17 protein-coding genes are annotated in these 19,844 nt (G+C 74.7%); 8 read left to right on the forward strand and 9 right to left on the reverse strand.

Going from position 1 to position 19,844, the window contains the following annotated elements; all coding sequences use genetic code 11:
* Positions 1 to 54: 54 nt before the first annotated feature.
* Positions 55 to 1,803: a putative bifunctional diguanylate cyclase/phosphodiesterase gene (locus tag ACI8AP_RS06240; RefSeq protein WP_456588474.1), complete on the forward strand. Its 1,749-nt coding sequence runs from the start codon at positions 55 to 57 to the stop codon at positions 1,801 to 1,803.
* Between the two features lie 86 nt (positions 1,804 to 1,889).
* Here ACI8AP_RS06240 and fmdA read toward each other — a convergent pair whose 3' ends face one another.
* The 4 genes from fmdA to ACI8AP_RS06260 form a co-directional block, all read right to left on the reverse strand.
* A complete protein-coding gene (fmdA, locus tag ACI8AP_RS06245) occupies positions 1,890 to 3,143 on the reverse strand; it encodes a formamidase (protein WP_456588475.1) in 1,254 nt (417 codons plus the stop codon).
* Between the two features lie 66 nt (positions 3,144 to 3,209).
* Positions 3,210 to 3,893: an AmiS/UreI family transporter gene (locus ACI8AP_RS06250; protein WP_456588476.1), complete on the reverse strand. Its 684-nt coding sequence runs from the start codon at positions 3,891 to 3,893 to the stop codon at positions 3,210 to 3,212.
* Positions 3,894 to 3,955: 62 nt separating this feature from the next.
* Positions 3,956 to 4,240 carry an FmdB family zinc ribbon protein gene (locus ACI8AP_RS06255; RefSeq protein ID WP_456588477.1) on the reverse strand — a complete coding sequence of 95 codons (285 nt, stop codon included), beginning with the start codon at positions 4,238 to 4,240 and terminating at the stop codon, positions 3,956 to 3,958.
* Between the two features lie 221 nt (positions 4,241 to 4,461).
* Entirely contained in the window at positions 4,462 to 5,718 is a 1,257-nt protein-coding gene (locus ACI8AP_RS06260) for an MFS transporter (protein WP_456588478.1), read from the reverse strand.
* Between the two features lie 477 nt (positions 5,719 to 6,195).
* On the opposite strand from ACI8AP_RS06260, the gene ACI8AP_RS06265 reads away from it, so the two are divergent.
* Entirely contained in the window at positions 6,196 to 7,491 is a 1,296-nt protein-coding gene (locus ACI8AP_RS06265) for a hypothetical protein (protein ID WP_456588479.1), read from the forward strand.
* A 122-nt stretch (positions 7,492 to 7,613) separates the two neighbouring features.
* Here ACI8AP_RS06265 and ACI8AP_RS06270 read toward each other — a convergent pair whose 3' ends face one another.
* Complete coding sequence (locus tag ACI8AP_RS06270) at positions 7,614 to 8,375, reverse strand: alpha/beta fold hydrolase (RefSeq protein WP_456588480.1); 762 nt, start codon at positions 8,373 to 8,375, stop codon at positions 7,614 to 7,616.
* Between the two features lie 145 nt (positions 8,376 to 8,520).
* On the opposite strand from ACI8AP_RS06270, the gene ACI8AP_RS06275 reads away from it, so the two are divergent.
* Both ACI8AP_RS06275 and ACI8AP_RS06280 read left to right on the forward strand, forming a co-directional pair.
* Complete coding sequence (locus tag ACI8AP_RS06275; RefSeq protein ID WP_456588481.1) at positions 8,521 to 8,907, forward strand: hypothetical protein; 387 nt, start codon at positions 8,521 to 8,523, stop codon at positions 8,905 to 8,907.
* 130 nt (positions 8,908 to 9,037) lie between these two features.
* The gene (locus ACI8AP_RS06280) at positions 9,038 to 11,749 is read left to right on the forward strand and encodes a S8 family serine peptidase (protein ID WP_456588482.1); all 2,712 of its coding nucleotides are present in this window, start codon (positions 9,038 to 9,040) and stop codon (positions 11,747 to 11,749) included.
* Positions 11,750 to 11,822: 73 nt separating this feature from the next.
* Here ACI8AP_RS06280 and ACI8AP_RS06285 read toward each other — a convergent pair whose 3' ends face one another.
* Together ACI8AP_RS06285 and ACI8AP_RS06290 are read right to left on the reverse strand one after the other, a co-directional pair.
* Positions 11,823 to 12,803: an alpha/beta-hydrolase family protein gene (locus ACI8AP_RS06285; RefSeq protein ID WP_456588483.1), complete on the reverse strand. Its 981-nt coding sequence runs from the start codon at positions 12,801 to 12,803 to the stop codon at positions 11,823 to 11,825.
* A gap of 11 nt (positions 12,804 to 12,814) precedes the next feature.
* On the reverse strand, positions 12,815 to 13,678 hold the full coding sequence (locus ACI8AP_RS06290) for an alpha/beta hydrolase (protein WP_456588484.1): 864 nt from the start codon (positions 13,676 to 13,678) through the stop codon (positions 12,815 to 12,817).
* A gap of 167 nt (positions 13,679 to 13,845) precedes the next feature.
* Here ACI8AP_RS06290 and ACI8AP_RS06295 point away from each other — a divergent pair, with 167 nt between their 5' ends.
* Both ACI8AP_RS06295 and ACI8AP_RS06300 read left to right on the forward strand, forming a co-directional pair.
* Positions 13,846 to 15,111, forward strand: a complete 1,266-nt coding sequence (locus ACI8AP_RS06295; protein ID WP_456588485.1) for a histidine kinase — start codon at positions 13,846 to 13,848, stop codon at positions 15,109 to 15,111.
* On the forward strand, positions 15,108 to 15,791 hold the full coding sequence (locus tag ACI8AP_RS06300; RefSeq protein ID WP_456588486.1) for a response regulator: 684 nt from the start codon (positions 15,108 to 15,110) through the stop codon (positions 15,789 to 15,791). Before ACI8AP_RS06295 ends, ACI8AP_RS06300 begins: the two co-directional genes overlap by 4 nt.
* A gap of 52 nt (positions 15,792 to 15,843) precedes the next feature.
* On the opposite strand, the gene ACI8AP_RS06305 is transcribed toward ACI8AP_RS06300, so the two are convergent.
* Positions 15,844 to 16,746 carry an alpha/beta hydrolase gene (locus ACI8AP_RS06305; protein ID WP_456588487.1) on the reverse strand — a complete coding sequence of 301 codons (903 nt, stop codon included), beginning with the start codon at positions 16,744 to 16,746 and terminating at the stop codon, positions 15,844 to 15,846.
* A 183-nt stretch (positions 16,747 to 16,929) separates the two neighbouring features.
* On the opposite strand from ACI8AP_RS06305, the gene ACI8AP_RS06310 reads away from it, so the two are divergent.
* Both ACI8AP_RS06310 and ACI8AP_RS06315 read left to right on the forward strand, forming a co-directional pair.
* Positions 16,930 to 17,886 carry a helix-turn-helix domain-containing protein gene (locus tag ACI8AP_RS06310; RefSeq protein ID WP_456588488.1) on the forward strand — a complete coding sequence of 319 codons (957 nt, stop codon included), beginning with the start codon at positions 16,930 to 16,932 and terminating at the stop codon, positions 17,884 to 17,886.
* A 65-nt stretch (positions 17,887 to 17,951) separates the two neighbouring features.
* Positions 17,952 to 18,704, forward strand: a complete 753-nt coding sequence (locus ACI8AP_RS06315; protein WP_456588489.1) for a hypothetical protein — start codon at positions 17,952 to 17,954, stop codon at positions 18,702 to 18,704.
* Between the two features lie 103 nt (positions 18,705 to 18,807).
* Here ACI8AP_RS06315 and ACI8AP_RS06320 read toward each other — a convergent pair whose 3' ends face one another.
* Entirely contained in the window at positions 18,808 to 19,836 is a 1,029-nt protein-coding gene (locus tag ACI8AP_RS06320) for a patatin-like phospholipase family protein (protein ID WP_456588490.1), read from the reverse strand.
* Positions 19,837 to 19,844: the final 8 nt, after the last annotated feature.

Raw genomic sequence — 19,844 nt, forward strand, 5'->3', positions numbered from 1 at the left:
GGGGAGGCGACCCTCCAGCTCCGGTGGCGCACAACCGATTAGACGGTCATGCGCATGAGTCGGATGGCCCCGGAGGTGGCCACCCCGCGAGTGGTCGCCCGGACCGCCGGGCTGCTGACCGCTCTGGGCGGGGTAGCGGCCGTCGGGTTGGTCCTCGGCACGCCCGGCGGCCTCGACCACGTGCACCCGGCCGTGACGGCGCTCGGGCCCGTCACGACCCTGGTGGGTCTGGCGGTCGTGCGCTGGGGCCACCTGGTGCCGCGGGGCTTCTTCCAGGCGCTGCTCGTGCTGGGCGTCGTGGGCATCGGGATCTTCGGGCTCTCCGCGCCGACGGTGAGCGGCGCAGTCGCGGTGCTGGCGCTGTCGGCGTTCGCGGCGATGGTCGCCTTCCTCTTCTTCCCGCGGCCGTGGGCGCTGGGCTTCCTGACCGAGATGCTCGCCATCGGCACGGTGGTCGTCGCCGTGCGCGGTGACGTCCCCGTCGGGACCGCCGTCGTCCTGGCGGTGCTGGTGCTGGGCTCGGCCGGCGCCGTCGGGGTGCTGGCGCGGCGGGCGGCCAGCGCCGAGGAGGACGCGCTCACCGGGCTGGTCAACCGGCGCGGCTTCGACGAGACGCTGGACGCGGCGGTGCGGACGGCGGTGCGCTCGGGCGAGCCGCTGTCGGCGGCGCTGTTCGACCTCGACCACTTCAAGAGCGTCAACGACACGCAGGGACACGCGGCCGGCGACGAGCTGCTGCGCGCGGTCGCGGCCACCTGGCGGCCGCTGCTGCCCCGGGGTGCGGTGCTGGCGCGGCACGGGGGCGACGAGTTCTCCCTGTTGCTGCCCGGCTCCGACGGCGAGCGGGCGCTGGCCGTCGCGGAGTCGCTGCGGGCGGCGCTGCCGCAGGTGGGGACGTCGGTGGGCGTGGCGCAGCTGGCGCTCGGCGACTCGCCGTCGGACCTCATGCGCCGGGCCGACGCCGCGCTGTACCGGGTGAAGACGCTCGGCCGCGGGCGCAGCGAGCTGGACGCCGACGGGCAGAGCCCGCTGGCGCGCGACCTCGCCGCCGCGCTCGCGGCCGGCCGCTCCGGTGGGCTGTCGGTCCATCTGCAGCCGATCGTCACCCCGGCGGACGGCGACGTCGTCGGCGTGGAGGCGCTGGTGCGCTGGGCGCACCCGTCGCGCGGGCCCGTCCCGCCGGCGGAGTTCGTGCCGGTGGCCGAGCAGGAAGGCCTCGTCGGCGCGCTGGGCGCGTTCGTGTGGACGGCGGCGTGCGAGGACGCGCGGACGCTGTCGGAGGCGACCGGGCGCACGCTGTTCCTGACGGTCAACGTGTCGGGTCTGGAGCTGGACGACCCCGGGTTCCCCGACCGGGTGCTGGCGACGCTGGCCGCGACCGGCTGGCCGGCGGAGCGGACCGTCGTCGAGGTGACCGAGAGCCTGGTCGAGGCGGAGACGACCCGGTCGGTGGCGGCGCTGCACGCGCTGCGCGAGCACGGGCTGCAGGTGGCGATCGACGACTTCGGCACCGGCTACTCGGCGCTGGCGCGGCTGGACACGCTGCCCACCGACTTCCTGAAGCTGGACAACTCCTTCGTCTCGGCGATCACCACCTCCAGCCGGCGGGCGCGGCTGCTGCGCAGCGTCATGGCGCTGGCCGACGCGCTGGAGCTGGTCCTCGTCGCCGAGGGCGTGGAGACACCGGAGCAGGCGCGGGCGCTGGTCGACCTCGGCTGCCCGCTGGCGCAGGGCTACCTGTACGGGCGGCCGAGGCCGGTCGGAGAGCTCGTCGCCGAGCTCGCACCCGGCGTCCGGGTGTAGCCGGCCGCCGTCGCCCGCGATACCGCCACGGCGCACGTACGGCCCCGGCCTGCGTGGCCGGGGCCGTCCGTGGAGAGGTGGTGGGCTCAGAAGCTGGACCGGGGCACCCCCATGCCGGGGTCGATGCGGGTCGGGCCCGACGCCGAGGGCTCCACGTCGAAGTCGAAGATCCCGGTGGGCAGGTAGACCGTCGAGCACGAGTTCGGGATGTCGACGACGCCGGAGAGCCGGCCCTCGATCGGTGCGGCCCCGAGGATCATGTAGCCCTGCTCCGGCGTGTAGCCGAACTTGGTCAGGTAGTCGATCGCGTGCAGGCAGGCGCGCTGGTAGGACAGGTGCGAGTCCAGGTAGCGCTGCTCGTCGTCCAGGGTCACCGACGTGCCGGAGAACGCCAGCCAGCGCTCGTACCGCGGGTCGACGTTGCCGGGCAGGAAGATGGCGTTCTCGCTGACGCCGTAGGTCTCCATGCCGCCCTTGATGACGTCGACGTGCAGGTCGATGAAGCCGCCCATCTCGATCGCGCCGCAGAAGGTGATCTCGCCGTCGCCCTGCGAGAAGTGCAGGTCACCGAGCGAGAGCTTCGCGCCGTCGACGAACACCGGGTAGAAGACGCGGCTGCCCTTGGTGAGGTTCTTGATGTCCTGGTTGCCGCCGTTCTCCCGCGGTGGCGCGGTGCGCGCGGCCTCGCCGGCCACCCGGTCGTAGTCGGCGCCCTGCAGCGTGCCCAGGATGGCGTCCTGGGGGAGCGGGGGCAGCGCCAGCGGCGGCACCCGGTCGGGATCGGTGTCGATCAGCGCCTGCTCGCGGCGGTTCCAGCGGGCGAGCAGCTCGGCCGACGGCGCGGTGCCCATGAGCCCGGGGTGGACGATGCCGGTGAAGGAGACGCCCGGGATGTGCCGGGAGGTGGCGGTCTGCCCGGAGAAGTCCCAGATCGTCTTGTAGGCGTCGGGGAACTGGTCGGTGAGGAAGCCGCCGCCGTTCTGCCTGGCGAAGATCCCGGTGTAGCCCCAGCCCTGGCCGGCGAGCGGCCCGGAGTCCTCCTGGGGGATCGGGCCGACGTCGAGGATGTCGACGATCAGCAGGTCACCCGGCTGCGCGCCCTCCACGTGGAAGGGTCCGCTCAGGCAGTGCACCGTCGACAGGGGCGCGTCGCGGATGTCGTCGGCGGAGTCGTCGTTGTGGATGGCGCCGTCGAACCACTCCCGGCAGTCGACGCGGAAGGTGTCACCCGGGCGCACGGTGACGTTGGCCGGGATGTCGGGGTGCCAGCGGTTGTGCCCGACGTACTGCTGCTCGGTGAACTTCTTCGACGAGTCGAGGGGGTACACGACTTTCGGCACGGGGGACCTCCAGGTCACAGGTGGTGCGCGTCCGGGTGCGAGCGGGTGCGGCGTGCGGGATCGGCGTCACCGCCTCTCGTGGGCGGTGGGGGTCCCGGAGCGGGGGGACGGCGGCACGTCGCCCTCCCGCAGCTCCGGCGCGGGCGCCGTCGCCTCGGTGGCCGCCGGTTCGCGCAGCCGCGGGGCGAGCGCCAGCGACGCCAGGCAGATGACGGCGAGGGCGATCGCCGACTCGGTGAGGTAGTCGCCCCAGACGCCGGTGAGCAGCAGGAACGCGGGGATGGCGGCGGTGAACACCCCGGCGACGATGGCCACGAGGCCGGTGAACCGGGTCCACTCCTCCCGCTTGAGCCCGAGGACGACCCAGAACAGCGCCCACAGGACCGCCCAGTAGAGCCAGATCACGCCGAAGGCCGGGTCGTCCAGGCGCCCGAAGTTGAGCCCGGCGTAGACCAGGGCGCAGCAGGCGACGAACGCGGAGAACCAGCCGAGCCCGGTGCCGTCCAGGTCGCCCAGCAGGTTGAACCCGACGTAGAGGTAGGTGAAGCCGAACAGGTACAGGCCCGAGGCGGCGAGGATCGTGTCGGGGTCACCGCCGGAGGTGACGATCAGGAAGGTCGGCGTGAGCACCTGCAGCCCGCCGACGAAGAAGTTCAGCGGCGCGGCCGCGCGGGCGTCCACCCACCCGAGCAGCATCAGCCCGTTCAGGATCAGCACGGCCCCGACGTAGAGCAGTCCGACGCTGGCCATGGGGACGTCCCTTCATCGCGGGAGGCGGAGCGGGCTGCTCGTTCTGGTGGGCGACGCCCGGCTCAGGGCCGGGGCAGGCGGCGGAGCGCGGGGTTGGCGGCGACCGGGGAGCGGCGGGCCGGTCGCGGACCGGGGGAGGACACCACCTCGGGTTCGTCGCGGGTCCGCTCGGTCCGGTCGATCAGGGCGCGCCGCGTGGGGTCGCCGAAGGAGAGGCGCGGCGGGGTGAAGACCCGCACTGCGGCGGACCCGCAGGTGGGGCAGCAGGTGGTCGGCTCGGCGGTGCCGATCGGGAGCGAGCGCTCCGTCAGCCCGTGGTCGTCGCATCGGTACACGTAGGAAGCCATCGCCGTCCTCGTCACTCGCGGTGTTCGAGCAGGCGACCCACGCTCTCGGGGGCCGGAGGACCGGTCAAGGCCTCCGGCGATCCAGCGGCAAGCGAGCTCGTTCCGGTACGTGAGAGCTTGCGCGCGCCCTCACGCAATGTGCGGTCCCGCGCGGGCTCTGCCTCTGAGTGCCGTGGCACTCAGAGGCAGAGCGGCCGCGGACCTGCTGTCGTCCCCGGTCGCTATACCTGGACGGGGACCGGCTCGGGCTCCGGACGCACGGCGCTCCGCTGCACCGATGCCGCGTGCGCCGCGCCGGCGGCGACCACGAGGGCGGCTGCCACGGCGGGGGCGGCGAGCGCGGTACCCGCGCCCAGCGCATCGGCGAGCACGCCGGTGAGCGCGGAGGCGACCGCCTGGCCGACGACGACGGCGGACCCGAGCATCGTCATGGTGGTCGCCGAGCGGCCGGCCGGGCTCAGCGCCGCGGCAAGGCTGTACAGGGTGACCAGCGTCGGCCCGACGCCGCAGCCGAGCACCGCGAGGGCGGCCACGAGCGCCGGCACCGACCCGGCGCACGCGTAGGCGATCGCGCCGGCGAGCAGCAGCGACCCGAAGGCGAGCCACCGCGCCCGCAGCGAGAAGCGCACCGGCAGGGCCGCGGTGCCGAGCGCGAGCACGGCCGACCCGATGCCCATGACGCCGTAGAGCAGGCCGGCGCTGTCGCCGTCGCCGTCGACGGCCAGGAAGCCGGTGAGCGAGGTCAGGGTGGCGCCGAAGAACAGGCCGACGCCGAGGGTGCCGACGACGACGGTGAGCAGCGGGAAGCGGGTGAGCTCGCGGACGGGTGCCCGCGCGGCCGCCGTCGGGTCCGTGCCGGGGTGCAGCCGGCCGGTGGGGTGCAGGGCGAACGCGGTGACGAACACGAACGTCAGCGCCGAGGCGCCGGCGATGGCGACCCACGGGGCGATCGCGGTGGCGAGCAGCCCGACGAGGAAGGGGCCGACGATGAAGACCATCTCGTCGGCGGCGGACTCGTAGGCCATCGTGCCGTTGACCACCCGCTCGCGGCGGTCGTGGTGCACCGACCGGCGGATGATCGCCATGAGCCGGGTGCGTGACATGGGGGCGATCTGCGGTGCGGAGGCGCCGATGAGGACCGACAGCGCCAGCAGCGCGGCGTCGGCCGCGGTGCTCGCGACGACCAGCGGGAAGACGCCCAGCAGGCTCGCGTTCACCAGGCCCACCGGGACGAGCACCCGGCGCTGCCCGAAGCGGTCGACGGCGGCACCGAGCAGGGGGCCGGCGAGTGCGGTGCCCAGGCCGGCGCAGGCGGAGTTGAGGCCGCCGAGGGTCACCGAGCCGCGCTCGGCGACGACGAGGGTGAGGACGCCGACGACCATCATCGCGAACGGCAGCCGCGCGATGAACGCGAGCGGGAAGTAGGAGAGACCGGCGGAGCGGAGCACCGCGGAGTCGGTGGGGCGCGTGTGGAACATGACCTCTGCTGGGCGGATCGGGCGTGCCGCCTTGATCCGCCGGCGGGGCCGGCAGCAGGTAGTTACACACGGACGTTCGGAACGACGACCGAGCCTATCGTGAGTGGGTACCGAGCGTCCTCAGGACGGCAATGTCATGGCGGCCGTCCCGTCATGGCGTCCCTGCGAACGCGGTCAGCATGCCGCCTCCCTAGTTCCGTTGTGATGGTGTTCTGGGGCAGGCTGTGACGCATGCGGCTCAAGCGAAGCAGGAGTCTCGCAACGTCAGGGGAGATTCGACACTCGTCCGCGTCCCGGAGCGGGTGCTTTGGCTCGTTAGTGTCCTGAAGCACCGTTGTGGGCATTGAGCAAAGGACGTAGAGCGGGATGGCGGAAGAAGCCTGGCACGAGGCGCGACTGATCCCTACTTCTGGGATCAACGGTGCGGAAGAGCAGGAGCGTCGCGCAACTTCGGCTCTCCTCGCCGTAGTGACTGCCGTGAGGGAGTTCGGCCGCGGTTTGACGCAGCCGCTCGGTGCACCGGCGGGCAACATCGAAGCCTTCATCGAGGTGCCGTTCCTGCTAGGCGACAAGCGCTGCTACCCCGACGGTTTGATCAGGGTGACGCGTGGCCAGCGGAGCTGGACGGCGCTCGTAGAGGTGAAGACGGGGACCAACGAGTTGGCTCCCGAGCAGCTGGAGAACTACCTCGATATCGCCCGGGACAACGGCTTCGATGCGCTGATCACCATCAGCAACGAGATCCCACCTTCAGCCGACCAGCACCCGACCAAGGTCGACAAGCGCAAGCTTCGCAAGGTCGCCTTGCACCATCTCCCGTGGAGCCAGATCTTGGCCGAGGCCGTGGTCCAGAAGGAGCACCGGGGCGTGGCTGACCCTGACCAGGCATGGATTCTTGGTGAGTTGATCCGGTATTTGGAGCACCCCCGGTCCGGTGCGCTGGAGTTCGAGGACATGGGGCCTTCGTGGGTCGCCGTCCGAGATGCCGTGAGCGCCGGGACGTTGCGTGCCACGGACAAGGGCGTTGCGGACGTAGCAGCCCGCTTCGATGCTCTGCTGAGGTATGCCTCTCTGAGGCTCGGGCGCACCTTAGGCACTGAGGTCGTCCCGGTCGTCAGTAGGCGGGAAGCCGCAGAGCCCGCCCTACGTACTGCGGCTCTTATCGAAGGTCTCGTCAAAGAGGGGCGTCTGAGCGGTGCAATTCGGATCCCCCACGCCGTCGCGCCGCTCAACATCGACCTCGATCTGCGGGCGAGCCGAGTAACTCTTCACGTGGATGTCGACGCGCCACGAGAGGGTCGGTCGACGACGAGGGTGAACTGGCTGGTGCGACAGCTGAAGGCGGCGCCGGATTCGGTTCGTCTGGAAGCGTTCGCCATGCACGCGCGAGGGCCAGGAGCGGCGGATCTGCTCAAGTCGGTTCGCGAAGACGCCAATCTCCTCATCCAGGACCCGAAGAGAGACCTCCGTTCTTTCCGTGTGGCGCTGACCAGCCCGCTTGGAACCAAGCGCGGCCGCGGTCGGGGTGCGGCCATCGATTCAGTGCTGGACGCGGTCGACACCTTCTACGGAGAAGTTCTGCAGCATCTGAAGGCGTGGACGGCTGCCCCGCCGAAGATGCGAGAGGTGGCAGACCTGCCCGGGCAGTCTCGGACGGACCTGGTGAGCACGGCGCTGTCGTCGCAAGACGGGGCGGAGCCGGTCGGCGACGCCGAAGCGGACGCCGCTGCTGACGACTCCGCCGACGAGTCGCAGGAGAAGTCAGTCTCTTAGCGGAGGTAGTCGGTCCCAGCCTTCGTCGGCCTGCGACGGGTCCTACTGACGGGGCGAAGTCCGTAGGACCGTTGCAGGCTGGCGCCGGAGCCTGCTGGCCCCTTGGAGAAGCAATTTCGGTGTCACGCGGTGAGCGGCGGGGCGCCGGCGAGCTCGGCGATGGGGGCGGACCACGCGTCGGGCGCCGTCCAGACGAAGCTGTGCGCGCCGGGGACGCTGCGGAACCGGCCGTCCCTTGCCCGGGAGCTGAGCTCGCGCGCCCAGGCCTCGGTGCAGAGGCGGTCGCGGTCGCCGTGGAGGACGAGCACGGGGCAGTCGACCCGCTGGATCGTGTCCTCCAGGCGGTCGGCGAGGTGGGCGGCCAGGGCGTGCCGGACCCGCCGCAGCCCGGCACGGCGCCGGTCGGGGGTGTGCTGGACGTCGAGCTCCGGAGGCTCGAGCTCGTGGTTGCGCCGCCAGGCGAGCAGGACCCGGCGCATGCTGCGGTAGGCCGGGTCGACGGTCGGGCTGGCGAGCACCAGCGCGCGCACCCGCCCGGGTTCGCGAGCCGCGACGTGGGCGGCGACCTGCGTGCCGCTGGAGTGCCCGACGAGCACCGGGTTCTCGGGCCCGCCGGCGGCGAGCCAGGAGGCGACCGCGTCGGCGTGCTCCACGACGTCCATCGGGTGCGGCGGCTCACCGCTACCGGAGAAGCCGGGCAGCTCGACGAGGTGCGCGCGGGTCCAGGTGCCGAGGGCCTCGACGGCGGGCTGCAGGTAGTTGGCGACGGCGAGGCCCGGGACGACGACGACCTCCGGGACACCGGGGCGAGCCGTGCCGGTCACGCGGCTGCGCAGCACGCCCCACGGGGTGGGGCGGTGCTGCAGCTCGACGGCCGGCGGCACGGTCTACCGGGAACGGCGGTCGGCGGTCATGGTCGGGACGCTAACGGCGGAGCGCCCGGCTCGCGCTGCGGGCGGGGCGCGGCGCTGGTTGAGTGGCCGGTGGCGGTGAGCCGACGCCGTCTGTCCTCGTACCTGGGAGTTCGCGATGTTCAGGAAGAAGACCGCAGCGGGAACCTCGAAGAGGTCGATGGCGCAGGCGCTGGGCGCCGTCGGGGCGGCGTTCGGGGCGATGAGCGTCCTGGCGCCGCGGGCGGTGGCGAACAGCTACGGCGTGCCGGTGACGCCGTCGGGCCTGCAGCTGCAGCGGCTGTTCGGCAGCCGGGCGCTGGTGGTATCCGCGCTGGCGCTGACCGCGAAGACCGACGAGGAGGTCGACCGCGGGCTGGCCGCCGTGGCGGCGATGAACCTGCTCGACACGCTGACCGCGCTCGCGGCGGCGGGCCAGGCGGGTGGCCGGACCACGACGCGGGCGATCACCAGCTCGCTGGCCTACGGCGCGGCGGCGCTGTGGATCCGCTCGCTGAAGGACTGACCCACCCCGCCACCTATCGCCGGTCGCGGGGGCAGCCGCTGCCGTAGATCCCTCCTTCGAGCTATCCAGCACCGCCCGGTGCGCGCCGAGGTCCTCCAGGAAGAGGTCTCGACGACGGATCGGGTGACGCATGAGGGACACGGCAGGCCGACCGGCCGGCAGGGGGTACCGCGGGATCGCGGTCCTGGCGGCCGCGGCACTGGGATTCGGGGGCACGGCCGTCATCGGCACGCTCGCCTCCGCGGCACCGGCGGTGCCGGTTCTCGAGGACTTCGGCCCGGCCGGCGACGGGCTCACCCGCCTCGTCGTCACGCTGGACGGCGGGGTCACCGCCGAGCAGGTGGCGCTGCTGGACGCCCACCCCGCGATCGCGTCGGCGCAGTCGCTGTTCGACGGCTCGGCGCTGGTCGCCGGGAAGGAGCTCGACCCGTCGGTCGTCACCGGGTTGCTGGCCGGCGCCCAGGTGACGCTCTCCGAGCCCGGCGAGGTCTTCGGCGAGTCCGTCTCCGACCCGTACTGGAGCACCTACGGCTGGAACCTCAGCAACACCGGCTCGAACTTCCACGGGCAGAGCGGCGTGGCCGAGGCCGACGTCTCCGCGCCGGAGGGCTGGCGGGCCGGCACCGGGCGGGGCCTCACCGTCGCCGTCATCGACACCGGGCTGGCGGTCAACCACCCCGATCTGCAGGGCGCGCTCTGGACCAACCCCGACCAGCCCTGCGGCACCGGTGACACCGACGCCAACGGCAAGCCGGGCGACTGCCACGGCTGGAACTTCTACACGAACTCCGCCGACGTCACGAACGCCGGGCTGGACAACTCGCACGGCACCACGGTGGCCGGCGCCGCCGGCGCCCGGGCCGGGAACGGCCAGGGCACCGCGGGCGTGGCACCGGACGTCACGATCATGCCGCTGGTCATCGGGGCCGGGCGAGATGTCAACCTGCACCTCGGCGCCGAGGCGATCCGCTACGCGGCGGAGAACGGCGCCGACGTCATCAACGCCTCCTGGGGCGGCCCTGGCGGGGCGGCGATCCTGACCGAGGCGATCGACTACGCGAACAGCCTGGGCGTCGTCGTCGTGGTCGCGGCCGGCAACGACAGCCTCAACCGCGACACCTCGCCGGTGTACCCGGCCAGCATCAACCGGCCCAACGTCATCACCGTGGGCGCCAGCACGGCCGCCGACACGGTCAGCGACTTCTCCGCCTACGGGGCGGGCACGGTGGAGCTGTTCGCCCCCGGGACGCTGGTGTTCTCCACGACGCCCGACGGCTGGTACAAGCTGGTGAGCGGCACCTCGATCGCGGCGCCGCAGGTCGCCGCGGCGGCGGCGCTCTACAAGGGCCTGGACCGCGAGGCGTCCGCACCCGAGGTGGTGCAGCGGCTGCTCGCCGACGTCGAGCCCCTGCCGGCCTTCGCCGGCAGGTCGGTGACCGGCGGACGGCTCTCGCTGACCAAGTTCGGGGAGACCGCGGCGCCGGTGCGGTACCGCTTCACGAACATGACCGCCACGGCCGGGACGGTGACCCCGCAGGTCGTCGCCAGCGGGTCGGTGCCGGGCGGTGCCTACGAGGCGCGGATCTCGCTGGGCATGGAGCACGGCGGCGACGTCCTGGCGCTGACGCAGCACGCGATCGAGCTGAACGGCCAGACGGCGACGACCGACGACGCCGGCGAGGCGCGCTTCTCGCTGGGCAACCGCGAGGGCCTCGGCTCGCTGGCGCTGACGCCGAGCACCGAGCTGGAGGACGGCCGGTACGTGCTGGTGGTCCAGCTGGCCAAGGACGGCGAGGCGCTCGGCATGGCCTACGCCGCGCCGCTGCTGGTCGGCGAGGAGGCGCAGCGCAGCGCGGACCCGGCGCCCGAGCCGTCCCCGGGGACGCCGGTCCCGCCGTCGGGCGGGAGCACGCCGGCGCCGTCGGTCGGCAGCCCGGCGCCCGGTGGCTCGACCCCCGCGCCGGGGACCTCCCCGAGTCCGGCTCCGACCTACCCGACCGCTCCGGCGCCGTCCCTCCCGGGTGCTCCGGCGCCGGGTGCGCCGGCCCCGTCCGTCGGTGCTCCGGCGCCCGGTGGTTCGGCTCCTGCGCCGGGGACCTCGCCGACGCCGGCGCCCGCCCCGTCGTCGCCCGTGGTGGGCGGCGGCCGGACCCCGGACGGCGGCAGCACCGCGCCGACCGCGCCGCAGCCCGGCAGCGAGACGCCGTCGTCGCCGGCACCCTCGGCGCCTGCTCCGGCGGCCCCTGCTCCGACATCGCCGGCCCCGTCGGCTCCTGCTCCTGCGCCGGCGGCACCCCAGCCGGTCACCGGTGGGCAGAAGCAGTACCCGTCGGTGGGGGCCTACCGGATCACCTCGATCTCGCCGTCGGTGGTGAACGCGTCCGGTGGCACCCGGGTGCGGATCAGCGGTTCGGGCTTCCGGTCCGGGGTGCTGGTGCGCGTGGGCAGCAGCACGGCGGTGCGGATCGTCGGCCTCAGCGGCACGGAGATCGTCTTCGAGTCGCCGAAGCTGGTGGCGGGCGTCTACGACGTCCACGTCTTCGCGCCGGACCGCTCGTCGACGGTGCTCGCCGGCGGGCTGACCCTGGTGACGGCGGCGTCGTCGCCGGCCCCCACGTCGCCCACCCCCACGTCGCCCACCCCGACGGCGCCCGCGCCGTCGGCCCCGGGCACCGAGCCCGGGGTGGACGCACCGGGCGGCACCCCGCCGGCCGGGGGGTCCGACGGCACGGTCCGCGGCCCGCGCGGGGAGCGGCTCCTGCCGTCCGCCCGGTTCAGCGCGCTGGCCCGCTCCATCTGGACCGTCGACTGCAGCAGCGGGTGCGGCGGGTTGAGCATCTGAGGTGAGCGACGGCAGCCCCGCGACGACTCCGGTCGTGGCGGGGCTGTCGCGTTCCCGGTGCCGGTCCTCGGCGTCACAGCATCCGGGCCCAGTCGTCGGCCAGGCTCATGCCGTAGCGGTGCCCGGCGCCGGGCGGGTGGTCGAGGGCCGTGACGAGGCCGGCGGTCACCTGCCAGAACGTCACCGCCGGCAGCCACGGCAGGTCACCGCGCGGGGCCAGCACCAGGCCGGGGTGCCATTCCGGGATGGGGTCGTCGTCGTTGCGGACGTCGGTGCACCCGGGGACCGGGGACGAGCCCGCCGATCCCGGCCGCCCGGCCAGCAGGCAGCCGTCGACGCCGCCGACCTCGGTCACCGCCGCGGCCGCGGCGGTCGCACCCAGGCTCTCCCCGAAGATCAGCAGCCGCGGTCGCTCGCCGGCGGGCAGGCTCGCCAGCTGGGCCCGGACCGAACCCAGGAGGGCCGTCGCCGACCGCTCCGCCTGGTCGGTGCCGAGCAAGTACTCCACCCAGCTCGGCCGCTGCGCGTACTGCACGGTCACGGTCGCGAGGTCCCCGCCGGTCAGCTGCTCCAGCGAGGCGACCGCCTCCTCGTCCACCCAGCCCGACCCCGTGGGCACGGCGATCACCACCGTCGAGCGCGCCAGCCCGCCGGCGGCGACCAGCTCCTCGACGGCCAGCCGGGCCCGCGTCTCGTCGGTCGGCGCGTCGGCCAGGTCGATCCGAACGCGGACGGGTGTTCCCGCCGGCACGTCGGGCGCCGCCGCGACGACCGGCACCCAGGCGGGCGCCGCGGCGGCTGCGCGCGGAGGCGCCGCCCCGCACCCGGCCAGCACCAGCACCGCCGCCATGCCGACGGCCAGGCGGGCCGACCGCACCCGCCCGTGGAGCACGTTCCGCACCTCCTCGAGGACGGCGCCGACCAGCCGCGCCGCGCACCACCACGTCACCGCGGTGAGCAGGCCGGCCAGCAGCCGCACCCACAGCGGCGGTTCGAGCAGCCACGGGGTGACGACGCAGACGATGCCGGCCGAGGTGGCGACCACGGCCGCCACCGGATGCCCCCTCACGCCGCCGCCCCGTCCCGTGCACCGGTCACCACACCGGCGATCTCGGCGAGCACCGCCGAGCCCGGGCGGAAGTAGCCGTCGTGCCGCCGGACGTCGTCCGCCGGGATCAGCCGGGCCCCGAACTCCGGGGCCGCCGGGTCCGCACCGTGCCCGAGGTCGCCGACCGCCAGGTGCGGCACGAAGCGGATCCAGTCCTCGGCGCCGCGCGCCGCGAACACCCGCGCGGAGGTCTGCAGCCCCGTGACGTCGGGCGCCCGCGCGCCCGGGCTGGCCAGCAGCACCACGTCGTCGGCGGCCAGCTCCGGCGCCGCCAGCGCGACGACGACGGCGCCGTAGCTGTGCCCGATCACCGTGACGTGCGGCGCCGTCCCCGACCGGAACCGGAGTTCCGCGACGGCGTCGACCAGAGCCGGCGCGGCCGCCCGCGCGAGCCGGCCGGTCGCCGCGTCGACGCCCGGGCCCCGCGGTGACTCGTAGCCGGCCCAGAGGACGACGGCGGTCCGCGGGCCGGCGGCCGAGGCCAGCGACCGGGCCCAACCCCACGGCCGGCGCAGCGGATCGGCGGGGTCGTGCAGGGTGGCCAGGTCGGTGTCGGCGCCCGGGACGAGGACCGCGACGGAGTCCGCCGTGGCCGGGTCGCCGATCGCGACCACGGCACGTCCGCGGCCGGCCGGGTCGCAGCCGAGCACGCGCACCGCGGCGTCGGAACCGGCGGTGAGGCGAGCGGACAGCTCGCCGGCGCAGCGGGGGTCGAGGCGGAGCGGGGCCCCTTCGGAGGAGGCCCGCGGCTGGGCGAGCAGCGACAGGCTGCCGACCAGGGACAACAGCCCCACGAGGAGGGCGAACAGCGGGGTGCGCATGCCGTCCGATCGAAGCTCCGCGAGCGCGCGCCGTCGTCACGCTGCGGAGCCGTCCTGGCGCGCTACCGGCGTCCGACGTGAGCGGAGCGTGCTACTCCGGTAGGGGGCGCACCTGCCCTTCCGGAGGGACGCGGCAGGGCGTTCTGCGTGGCTAGGCTCGCAGCGCGATGAAGCCGACCACCCTGCGCCGCATGACCGCGACCGGCGCCTCCGGCGCGTGGTCGGCGGTGCTCGCGGCGGTCCGGCCGGAGCAGCCGGCGTGGTCGGCGCCGTGGTCGCGGCTCCCGCGGGCCGGGACCGTCGTCCCGGCGCTGTTCGGCCTGTACGGGCTGGTCGTGGCCATCGCGGTCTCGAGCGCGGTGCTCAACGAACGCGGCGGGCTGCTCGGCGGGGTGGCCTTCCTCTACCTGCTGCCGGCGGCCCTCGGGCTCGCCGTCGCGCCCCGCCGTCCGCTCGACGGGTGGCTGGCCGTCACCTGCTGGCTCGTCGTCCTGCGGTTGCTCGTCCCGGCGCCGCCGGAGCGGCTGCCGGTGGTCGAGGTCTGGCACTGGCTGTTCTGGCTGCCGGTGCTGCTGCTCGCCGCGTGGGCCGCCCGCGGCCGCGCGCTACTCGGCGTCGCCCTGGTCTCGGTGGTCGCGCTGCTCCTGTTCGGGATCATCGACGCGGAGGCGGTGGACGCCGGGTCGTGGTCGACGGCGCTGGTGGGGGTGGCGATCCCGCTGGTGCTGGGCGGGGCGCTCGGGGCCCGGCAGCGGGCCCGCGCCGCGCTGGTCGGCGAGCAGGAGCGGGCCGAGGAGGCGCTGGCGCGGCAGGGTGCGCTGGCCGAGCGGGCGCGCATCGCCCGGGAGATGCACGACGTGGTCGCCCACCACATGTCGCTCATCGCCGTCCGCGCCGAGACCGCGCCGTATCGGCTGGACGAGGTGACCCCGTCGGTGCGCACCGAGTTCGCCGAGGTGGCGAGCGCGGCGCGGCAGTCGCTGGCGGAGATGCAGAACCTGCTCGGTGTGCTGCGCTCCGACGACGGCGCCGAGCGGGCGCCCCAGCCCGGCCTGGGTGACCTCGAGGAGCTGCTGCGCGCGGCGCGGGCCGCCGGCGCCGAGCTGCAGTGGGAGCTGCACCTGCCGGAGGCGCCCGCGGCGCTGGGGCTGTCGGCGTACCGGATCGTCCAGCAGGCGCTGGCCAACGCCGCCCAGCACGCGCCGGGTGCGCCCGTGCGGGTGCGCGTCGCCGGGGAAGGCGGGGTGCTGCGGATAGAGGTGGGCAACGGCCGGGGAGCGGCGACGCCGGTCGCGTCGGGCGGGGGGAGCGGTCTGCCCGGCATGCGGGAGCGCGCGGCGGTGCACGGCGGCACGGTGGAGGCGGGCCCGACGGCCGACGGCGGCTTCCGCCTCGTCGCCGAGCTGCCGCTGGCCGCGGGGGTGGACGCGTGATCGGGGTGCTCGTCGTCGACGACCAGTCGATGGTGCGGGACGGGTTCGCCGCGCTGCTGGCCGCCCAGCCGGACATCGAGGTGCTCGGCACGGCCGGCGACGGGCAGGCCGGCGTGGAGCTGACGACCGAGCTGACCGCCCGGGGGCGCGGTCCGGACGTCGTGCTCATGGACGTGCGGATGCCCCGGCTGGACGGCATCGAGGCGACCCGCGCCCTGCTCGGGGGTGCGCTGGACCCGGCGCCGCGCGTGCTGGTGCTGACCACCTTCGACCTCGACGACTACGTCTACGCGGCGCTGCGAGCGGGGGCGAGCGGCTTCCTGCTCAAGCACGCGCCGGCCGCGGAGCTGCTGCACGCGGTGCGGGTGGTGGCGGCGGGGGAGTCGCTGCTGGCGCCCGAGGTGACGCGCCGGCTGATCGCGCACTACCTCGCCACGGGACCCGCGCCCGGGAACGACCGGCGGCCCGCGCAGCTGGAGGCCCTCACGCCGCGGGAGACCGAGGTGCTGGCGCTGGTGGGCCGGGGCCTGTCGAACCGGGAGATCGCCGAGGCGCTGTTCGTCGTCGAGCAGACGGCGAAGACGCACGTCAGCCGGGTCTTCGCCAAGCTCGGCCTGCGAGACCGGGCGCAGGCCGTGGTGCTCGCCTACGAGACGGGGTTGGTCCGCCCGGGCGGGTGACCTCGGGCCGGTGCGGGTCGGGCCCCCGCCGTGGGACGACCTCTTCGCAGCCTCACCCGAGGTGCGTGGCGAACCAGCGCAGCTGGGCGGGGGCGGAGACCGCGAAGGCCTCGCCGACGTAGGCGTCGAAGTGGCCGACGGGCAGCACGAGGAGCTCCTTGGGCTGTCGCGCGCGCTCGTAGTACTCCAGCGTCAGGTCCGCGACGGTGAGGTGGTCCTTCGCGGCGACCACCATCATCAGCGGCGTGGGGGCGATCGCGCCGATGTAGGCACCGGGCTCGTACTCGACGAACATCTCCACCGAGCGCAGGGTGACCTCGTTGCGCCAGTTCGGGGCCCGGTCCTGGACCGGGCCGAAGAAGAAGTCGTGGGTGTCGTCGGTGGGCAGCGCCGCCATCTCGGTCGGGTCCTTCTCGTACGCGACCTGGATCATCGCCGGCGGTTCACCCGCGTAGCGCGCGGCGCGGTCGCCGTCGAAAGCGGCCCGCAGGCCCGCGAAGGCGTCGGCGCGGATGAGCCGGCGTGCATTGGCCAGCCCGCTGACCAGCGGCACCTGGGAGACCACGCAGCGCACCCGCCGGTCCAGCGCGGCGACGACCAGCACGTGTCCGCCGCTGTAGCTGGAGCCCCACACGCCGATGCGATCGGGATCGGTCCACGGCTGGGTGGTCGCCCAGGTGATCGCCGTCCGGTAGTCGCGGATCTGCTGCCAGGGGTCGATCTCACCGCGCGGCGTGCCGTCGCTGGCGCCGAGGTTGCGGTTGTCGTAGACGAGGACACCCAGGCCGCCCGCGGAGAAGTGCGCGGCGTAGTCGTCCAGCAGGTGCTCCTTCACGGCGGAGAAGCCGTGCGCCATGACCACCAGCGGAGCCGGCCCGTCGACGCCCTGCGCCGGGTAGTGCCAGCCGCGAAGCGTCACGCCGTCCTCGGTCGCGAACTCGACGTCTTCCCGCATGACTCCTCCTCCTGCGGCCCCGGCGGGCCTCCCGGTCGGAACCCTGCTCCGCGCCGGGGCCCCTGTCGTGACGATCCCTGCAGGTCCCTTGTCGATCCGTGCACGCGTCGGCCCTTGCGCGCGGGGTGGTGCCCCCGGTTCCATGCGGGACGACGGCAGCGTGGCCGGCGGCGGGAGGTCTCCATGGCCCTGGCAGCGGAGCGGTGGCGCCCGGAGTCGCTGCCCGAGGCCGACCGGGTCGATGCCCTGCTCGACCTGATCAGCGCGACGCACCTGCCGTGGTCGTTGACCCCGGGGGACGAGGCGCCCGTCGGGACCGATGCGCTGGTCCGCTACCGGATCGGCGACCTCGCGCTCGTCGACTGCCGCTGCGGCCCGTGCAGCGGGCACCGTGGCCCGTCGCAGCTGGCCGCGACCGACGAGGACGCCGTCGGGGTCCTCTTCGTGCGGGCGGGGGAGGAGCACGTGGAGGTGGGCGGCGAGCGCTCCGTGCTCCGGCCGGGGTCTGCCTTCGTGTGGCGCAGCGACGAGCCGGTGCGCTTCCGGGTGCCCGGGCGGCTGCACAAGTGGACGCTGCTGGTGCCGCGGAGCCGGTTCGCGGCCGACGTCGAGGGCGGCCGGGTGCTGGAACCCGCGGCGGCGGACCTGCTGGCCGGGCTGCTGGGCAGCACCCTCCGGACGGCCGGCGCGCTGGACCCCCGGCTGGCGGTGCCGGTGGCCGACGCCGCCGTCGGGCTGCTGACCGAGGCGCTGCCGGGGCGGGGACCGGCCGAGCCCTCACCCGATGCGGCGTGGCTGCGGATCACCGCCTACGTGCGGGCGAACCTGCGCGACCCCGACCTGACGCCGGAGCGGATGGCGGGCGCGGGATACGTCTCGCTGCGCGCGCTCTACGTGCTCTTCGCGAAGCGCGGCGAGACACCGGCTCGGTACGTGCGCCGGCGGCGGCTGGAGGCGGCGCGCCGCGAGCTGCAGCGTCGAGGCACCGGGGTGAGCGTCGCGGAGGTCGCCCACGGCTGGGGGTTCCGCGACTCGGCCACGTTCAGCCGCGGCTTCCGTGCCGCCTACGGCCTGACGCCGGACGACGTGCGCCGGGGTGCCTGCGGGGCCGGGCGGGCACGTACGCCGCTGCCCTCCTGAGCATCACTGCCGTGCACGTGGTCCGGTCTCGACACCGCGGGAACGGCACGGCAGCATCCGGCGACGTGACCGCTCCCGGACCCCACCGCTTCGTGGCCCACGTCGTCGACGAGTCGACCAACAAGATCCACGAGGACGACGTCGCGCGGCGGTACGGCTTCTCCGGGGCGCTGGTGCCCGGCGTCGAGCTGTTCGCCCGCACGACGACACCGCTGGTGGCGGCCCGGGGGACCGAGTGGCTCTCCCGGGGCTGGATCGACCTGCGTTTCCGGCGGCCCACCTACGACGGCGACGAGCTGCTGGTCGAGCCGGCGGACGGCCGGCTCACGGTCAGCGACCCCGCTGGGGAGGTGCGGTGCGTCGGCTCGGCCGGGCTCGGCGCGGACCGGCCCGATCTCACCGGCTACCGGCAGGTGGACCCACCGCCCGAGCCGGTGGCCGACCCGGTCATCGGCCCGATGGGCAGCGTCACCGAGGCCGGCACCGTGGCGCGCAACGACTGGTACCTGGACGTGATCGGCGAGCCGCTGGACCTGTACCGGCGGGAAGCGCTCGTCCATCCCGGGCTGCTGCTGCGGCTGGTCAACGAGCTGCTCATGCGCAACGTCGCCCTGGGGCCGTGGATCCACACGTCCAGCGACTGCCACTTCCTCGGCGTCGCCCGGCTGCCGGTGGTGCTGACCGCGCACGGGCGGGTCACCGGCGTGGGGCGCCGTGGCCGCCACGACGAGGTGCGGTACGACGCGCTGGTGCTGGCCGGCGACGAGCCGGTGCTGCACGTGCACCACACCGCGCTGTACCGGCTCGACGCGGCCTGATCCCCGGCCGGCTCGCGGACGACCACGCGATCGGCTGCGCGGCGTCTCCGATCTCGTTGCCGTGATCGCGTCCACGGCCCGCCGGCTCGTTGTCGCTCGACCGCTACGCCGGTCGCGGCCGGGACGGTGCCGAGGAAGGGTCCACGCCGCGGCAGTCGCGCAGGTAGGCCTCCCAGTCCCAGCCGGCCAGGAACCCGCGGGCGGCCCGCTCGCCGGCCGCGACGAGCCGGGCCCGCTCGGCCGGGTCGATGTCGAACTCGGTGAGCCCGGTGCCGACGGTGCCGATCGAGAAGGCGCGGCGGCGGACGCAGGGGGAGGCCAGGTAGGTGCGGTCCCGGCCGGTGACCGTGGTGGCGACCAGGGAGTCCAGCAGCCGCAGCGGGGGCGGCAGGTGCCGGACGCCGAACACCGAGACGTCCTCGTCGGCGAGCGTGTCGCCCACCCCCACGCCGAAGGTCGGCCAGCGGGGCGTGGCGGCGTCGGTGCGGTCGAAGGTCTCGATCGGGAAGTTGGACAGCACCCCGCCGTCCACCAGGGTCGACCTCCGCCCGGTGCGCGGGTCCCGCAGGCTCCGGGGCGCGAAGAAGTAGGGGATCGCCAGGGACGCGCGGACGGCGTCGGCCACCGGCTGGCGGTCGGGATCCAGGCCGAACTCGCGGTAGTCCCACGGCAGTCGCAGCAGCCGGCCCCGGGTGACGTCGGTCGCCGTCACCACCAGCCGGTAGCGCTGCCACGGCTCCAGCGCGGGGTCGTCCCCGGGGTCCTCGCGGCGCAGGTCCCCGAAGGTCACGACGCCGAGGTCGGCCAGCTCCCGGCGCACCCACTCGGTGATGTAGCGGCCCGGGTGCAGCCCCGACCGGAGCAGCAGCCCCGCCGCCGGCGCCAGCAGCGGCACCGGCGCCCAGGAGTCCGGGATGCGGTCGTACTCCAGCCGGGACTCTGCTGCCCGGATCCCGTCGGCGGAGAGCCCGGCGGCGAGGAACGCGGCCAGCACGGCGCCCGCCGAGGAGCCGGCCACCCGCTCGAACCGGTACCGGCCCAGCAGCTCGACGGCGGCGCCCGTGAGCGCGATCCCCTTGACCCCGCCGCCCTCGAGCACCAGGTCGGCCGGCAGGGGTCGCGGCGAGGTCATGCCCCACC

It is taken from the genome of Blastococcus sp. SYSU DS1021 (assembly GCF_054050995.1).

What these genes read in the sequence shown, in the direction of transcription:
- ACI8AP_RS06255 (WP_456588477.1), bottom strand. Translation starts at nt 4,240, where the DNA reads ATGGCTTCCTACGTGTACCGATGCGACGACCACGGGCTGACGGAGCGC.
- ACI8AP_RS06240 (WP_456588474.1), top strand. Translation starts at nt 55, where the DNA reads ATGAGTCGGATGGCCCCGGAGGTGGCCACCCCGCGAGTGGTCGCCCGG.
- ACI8AP_RS06305 (WP_456588487.1), bottom strand. Translation starts at nt 16,746, where the DNA reads ATGCGGGAAGACGTCGAGTTCGCGACCGAGGACGGCGTGACGCTTCGC.
- ACI8AP_RS06260 (WP_456588478.1), bottom strand. Translation starts at nt 5,718, where the DNA reads ATGTTCCACACGCGCCCCACCGACTCCGCGGTGCTCCGCTCCGCCGGT.
- ACI8AP_RS06320 (WP_456588490.1), bottom strand. Translation starts at nt 19,836, where the DNA reads ATGACCTCGCCGCGACCCCTGCCGGCCGACCTGGTGCTCGAGGGCGGC.
- ACI8AP_RS06280 (WP_456588482.1), top strand. Translation starts at nt 9,038, where the DNA reads ATGAGGGACACGGCAGGCCGACCGGCCGGCAGGGGGTACCGCGGGATC.
- ACI8AP_RS06310 (WP_456588488.1), top strand. Translation starts at nt 16,930, where the DNA reads ATGGCCCTGGCAGCGGAGCGGTGGCGCCCGGAGTCGCTGCCCGAGGCC.
- ACI8AP_RS06275 (WP_456588481.1), top strand. Translation starts at nt 8,521, where the DNA reads ATGTTCAGGAAGAAGACCGCAGCGGGAACCTCGAAGAGGTCGATGGCG.
- ACI8AP_RS06295 (WP_456588485.1), top strand. Translation starts at nt 13,846, where the DNA reads ATGAAGCCGACCACCCTGCGCCGCATGACCGCGACCGGCGCCTCCGGC.
- ACI8AP_RS06250 (WP_456588476.1), bottom strand. Translation starts at nt 3,893, where the DNA reads ATGGCCAGCGTCGGACTGCTCTACGTCGGGGCCGTGCTGATCCTGAAC.
- ACI8AP_RS06290 (WP_456588484.1), bottom strand. Translation starts at nt 13,678, where the DNA reads ATGCGCACCCCGCTGTTCGCCCTCCTCGTGGGGCTGTTGTCCCTGGTC.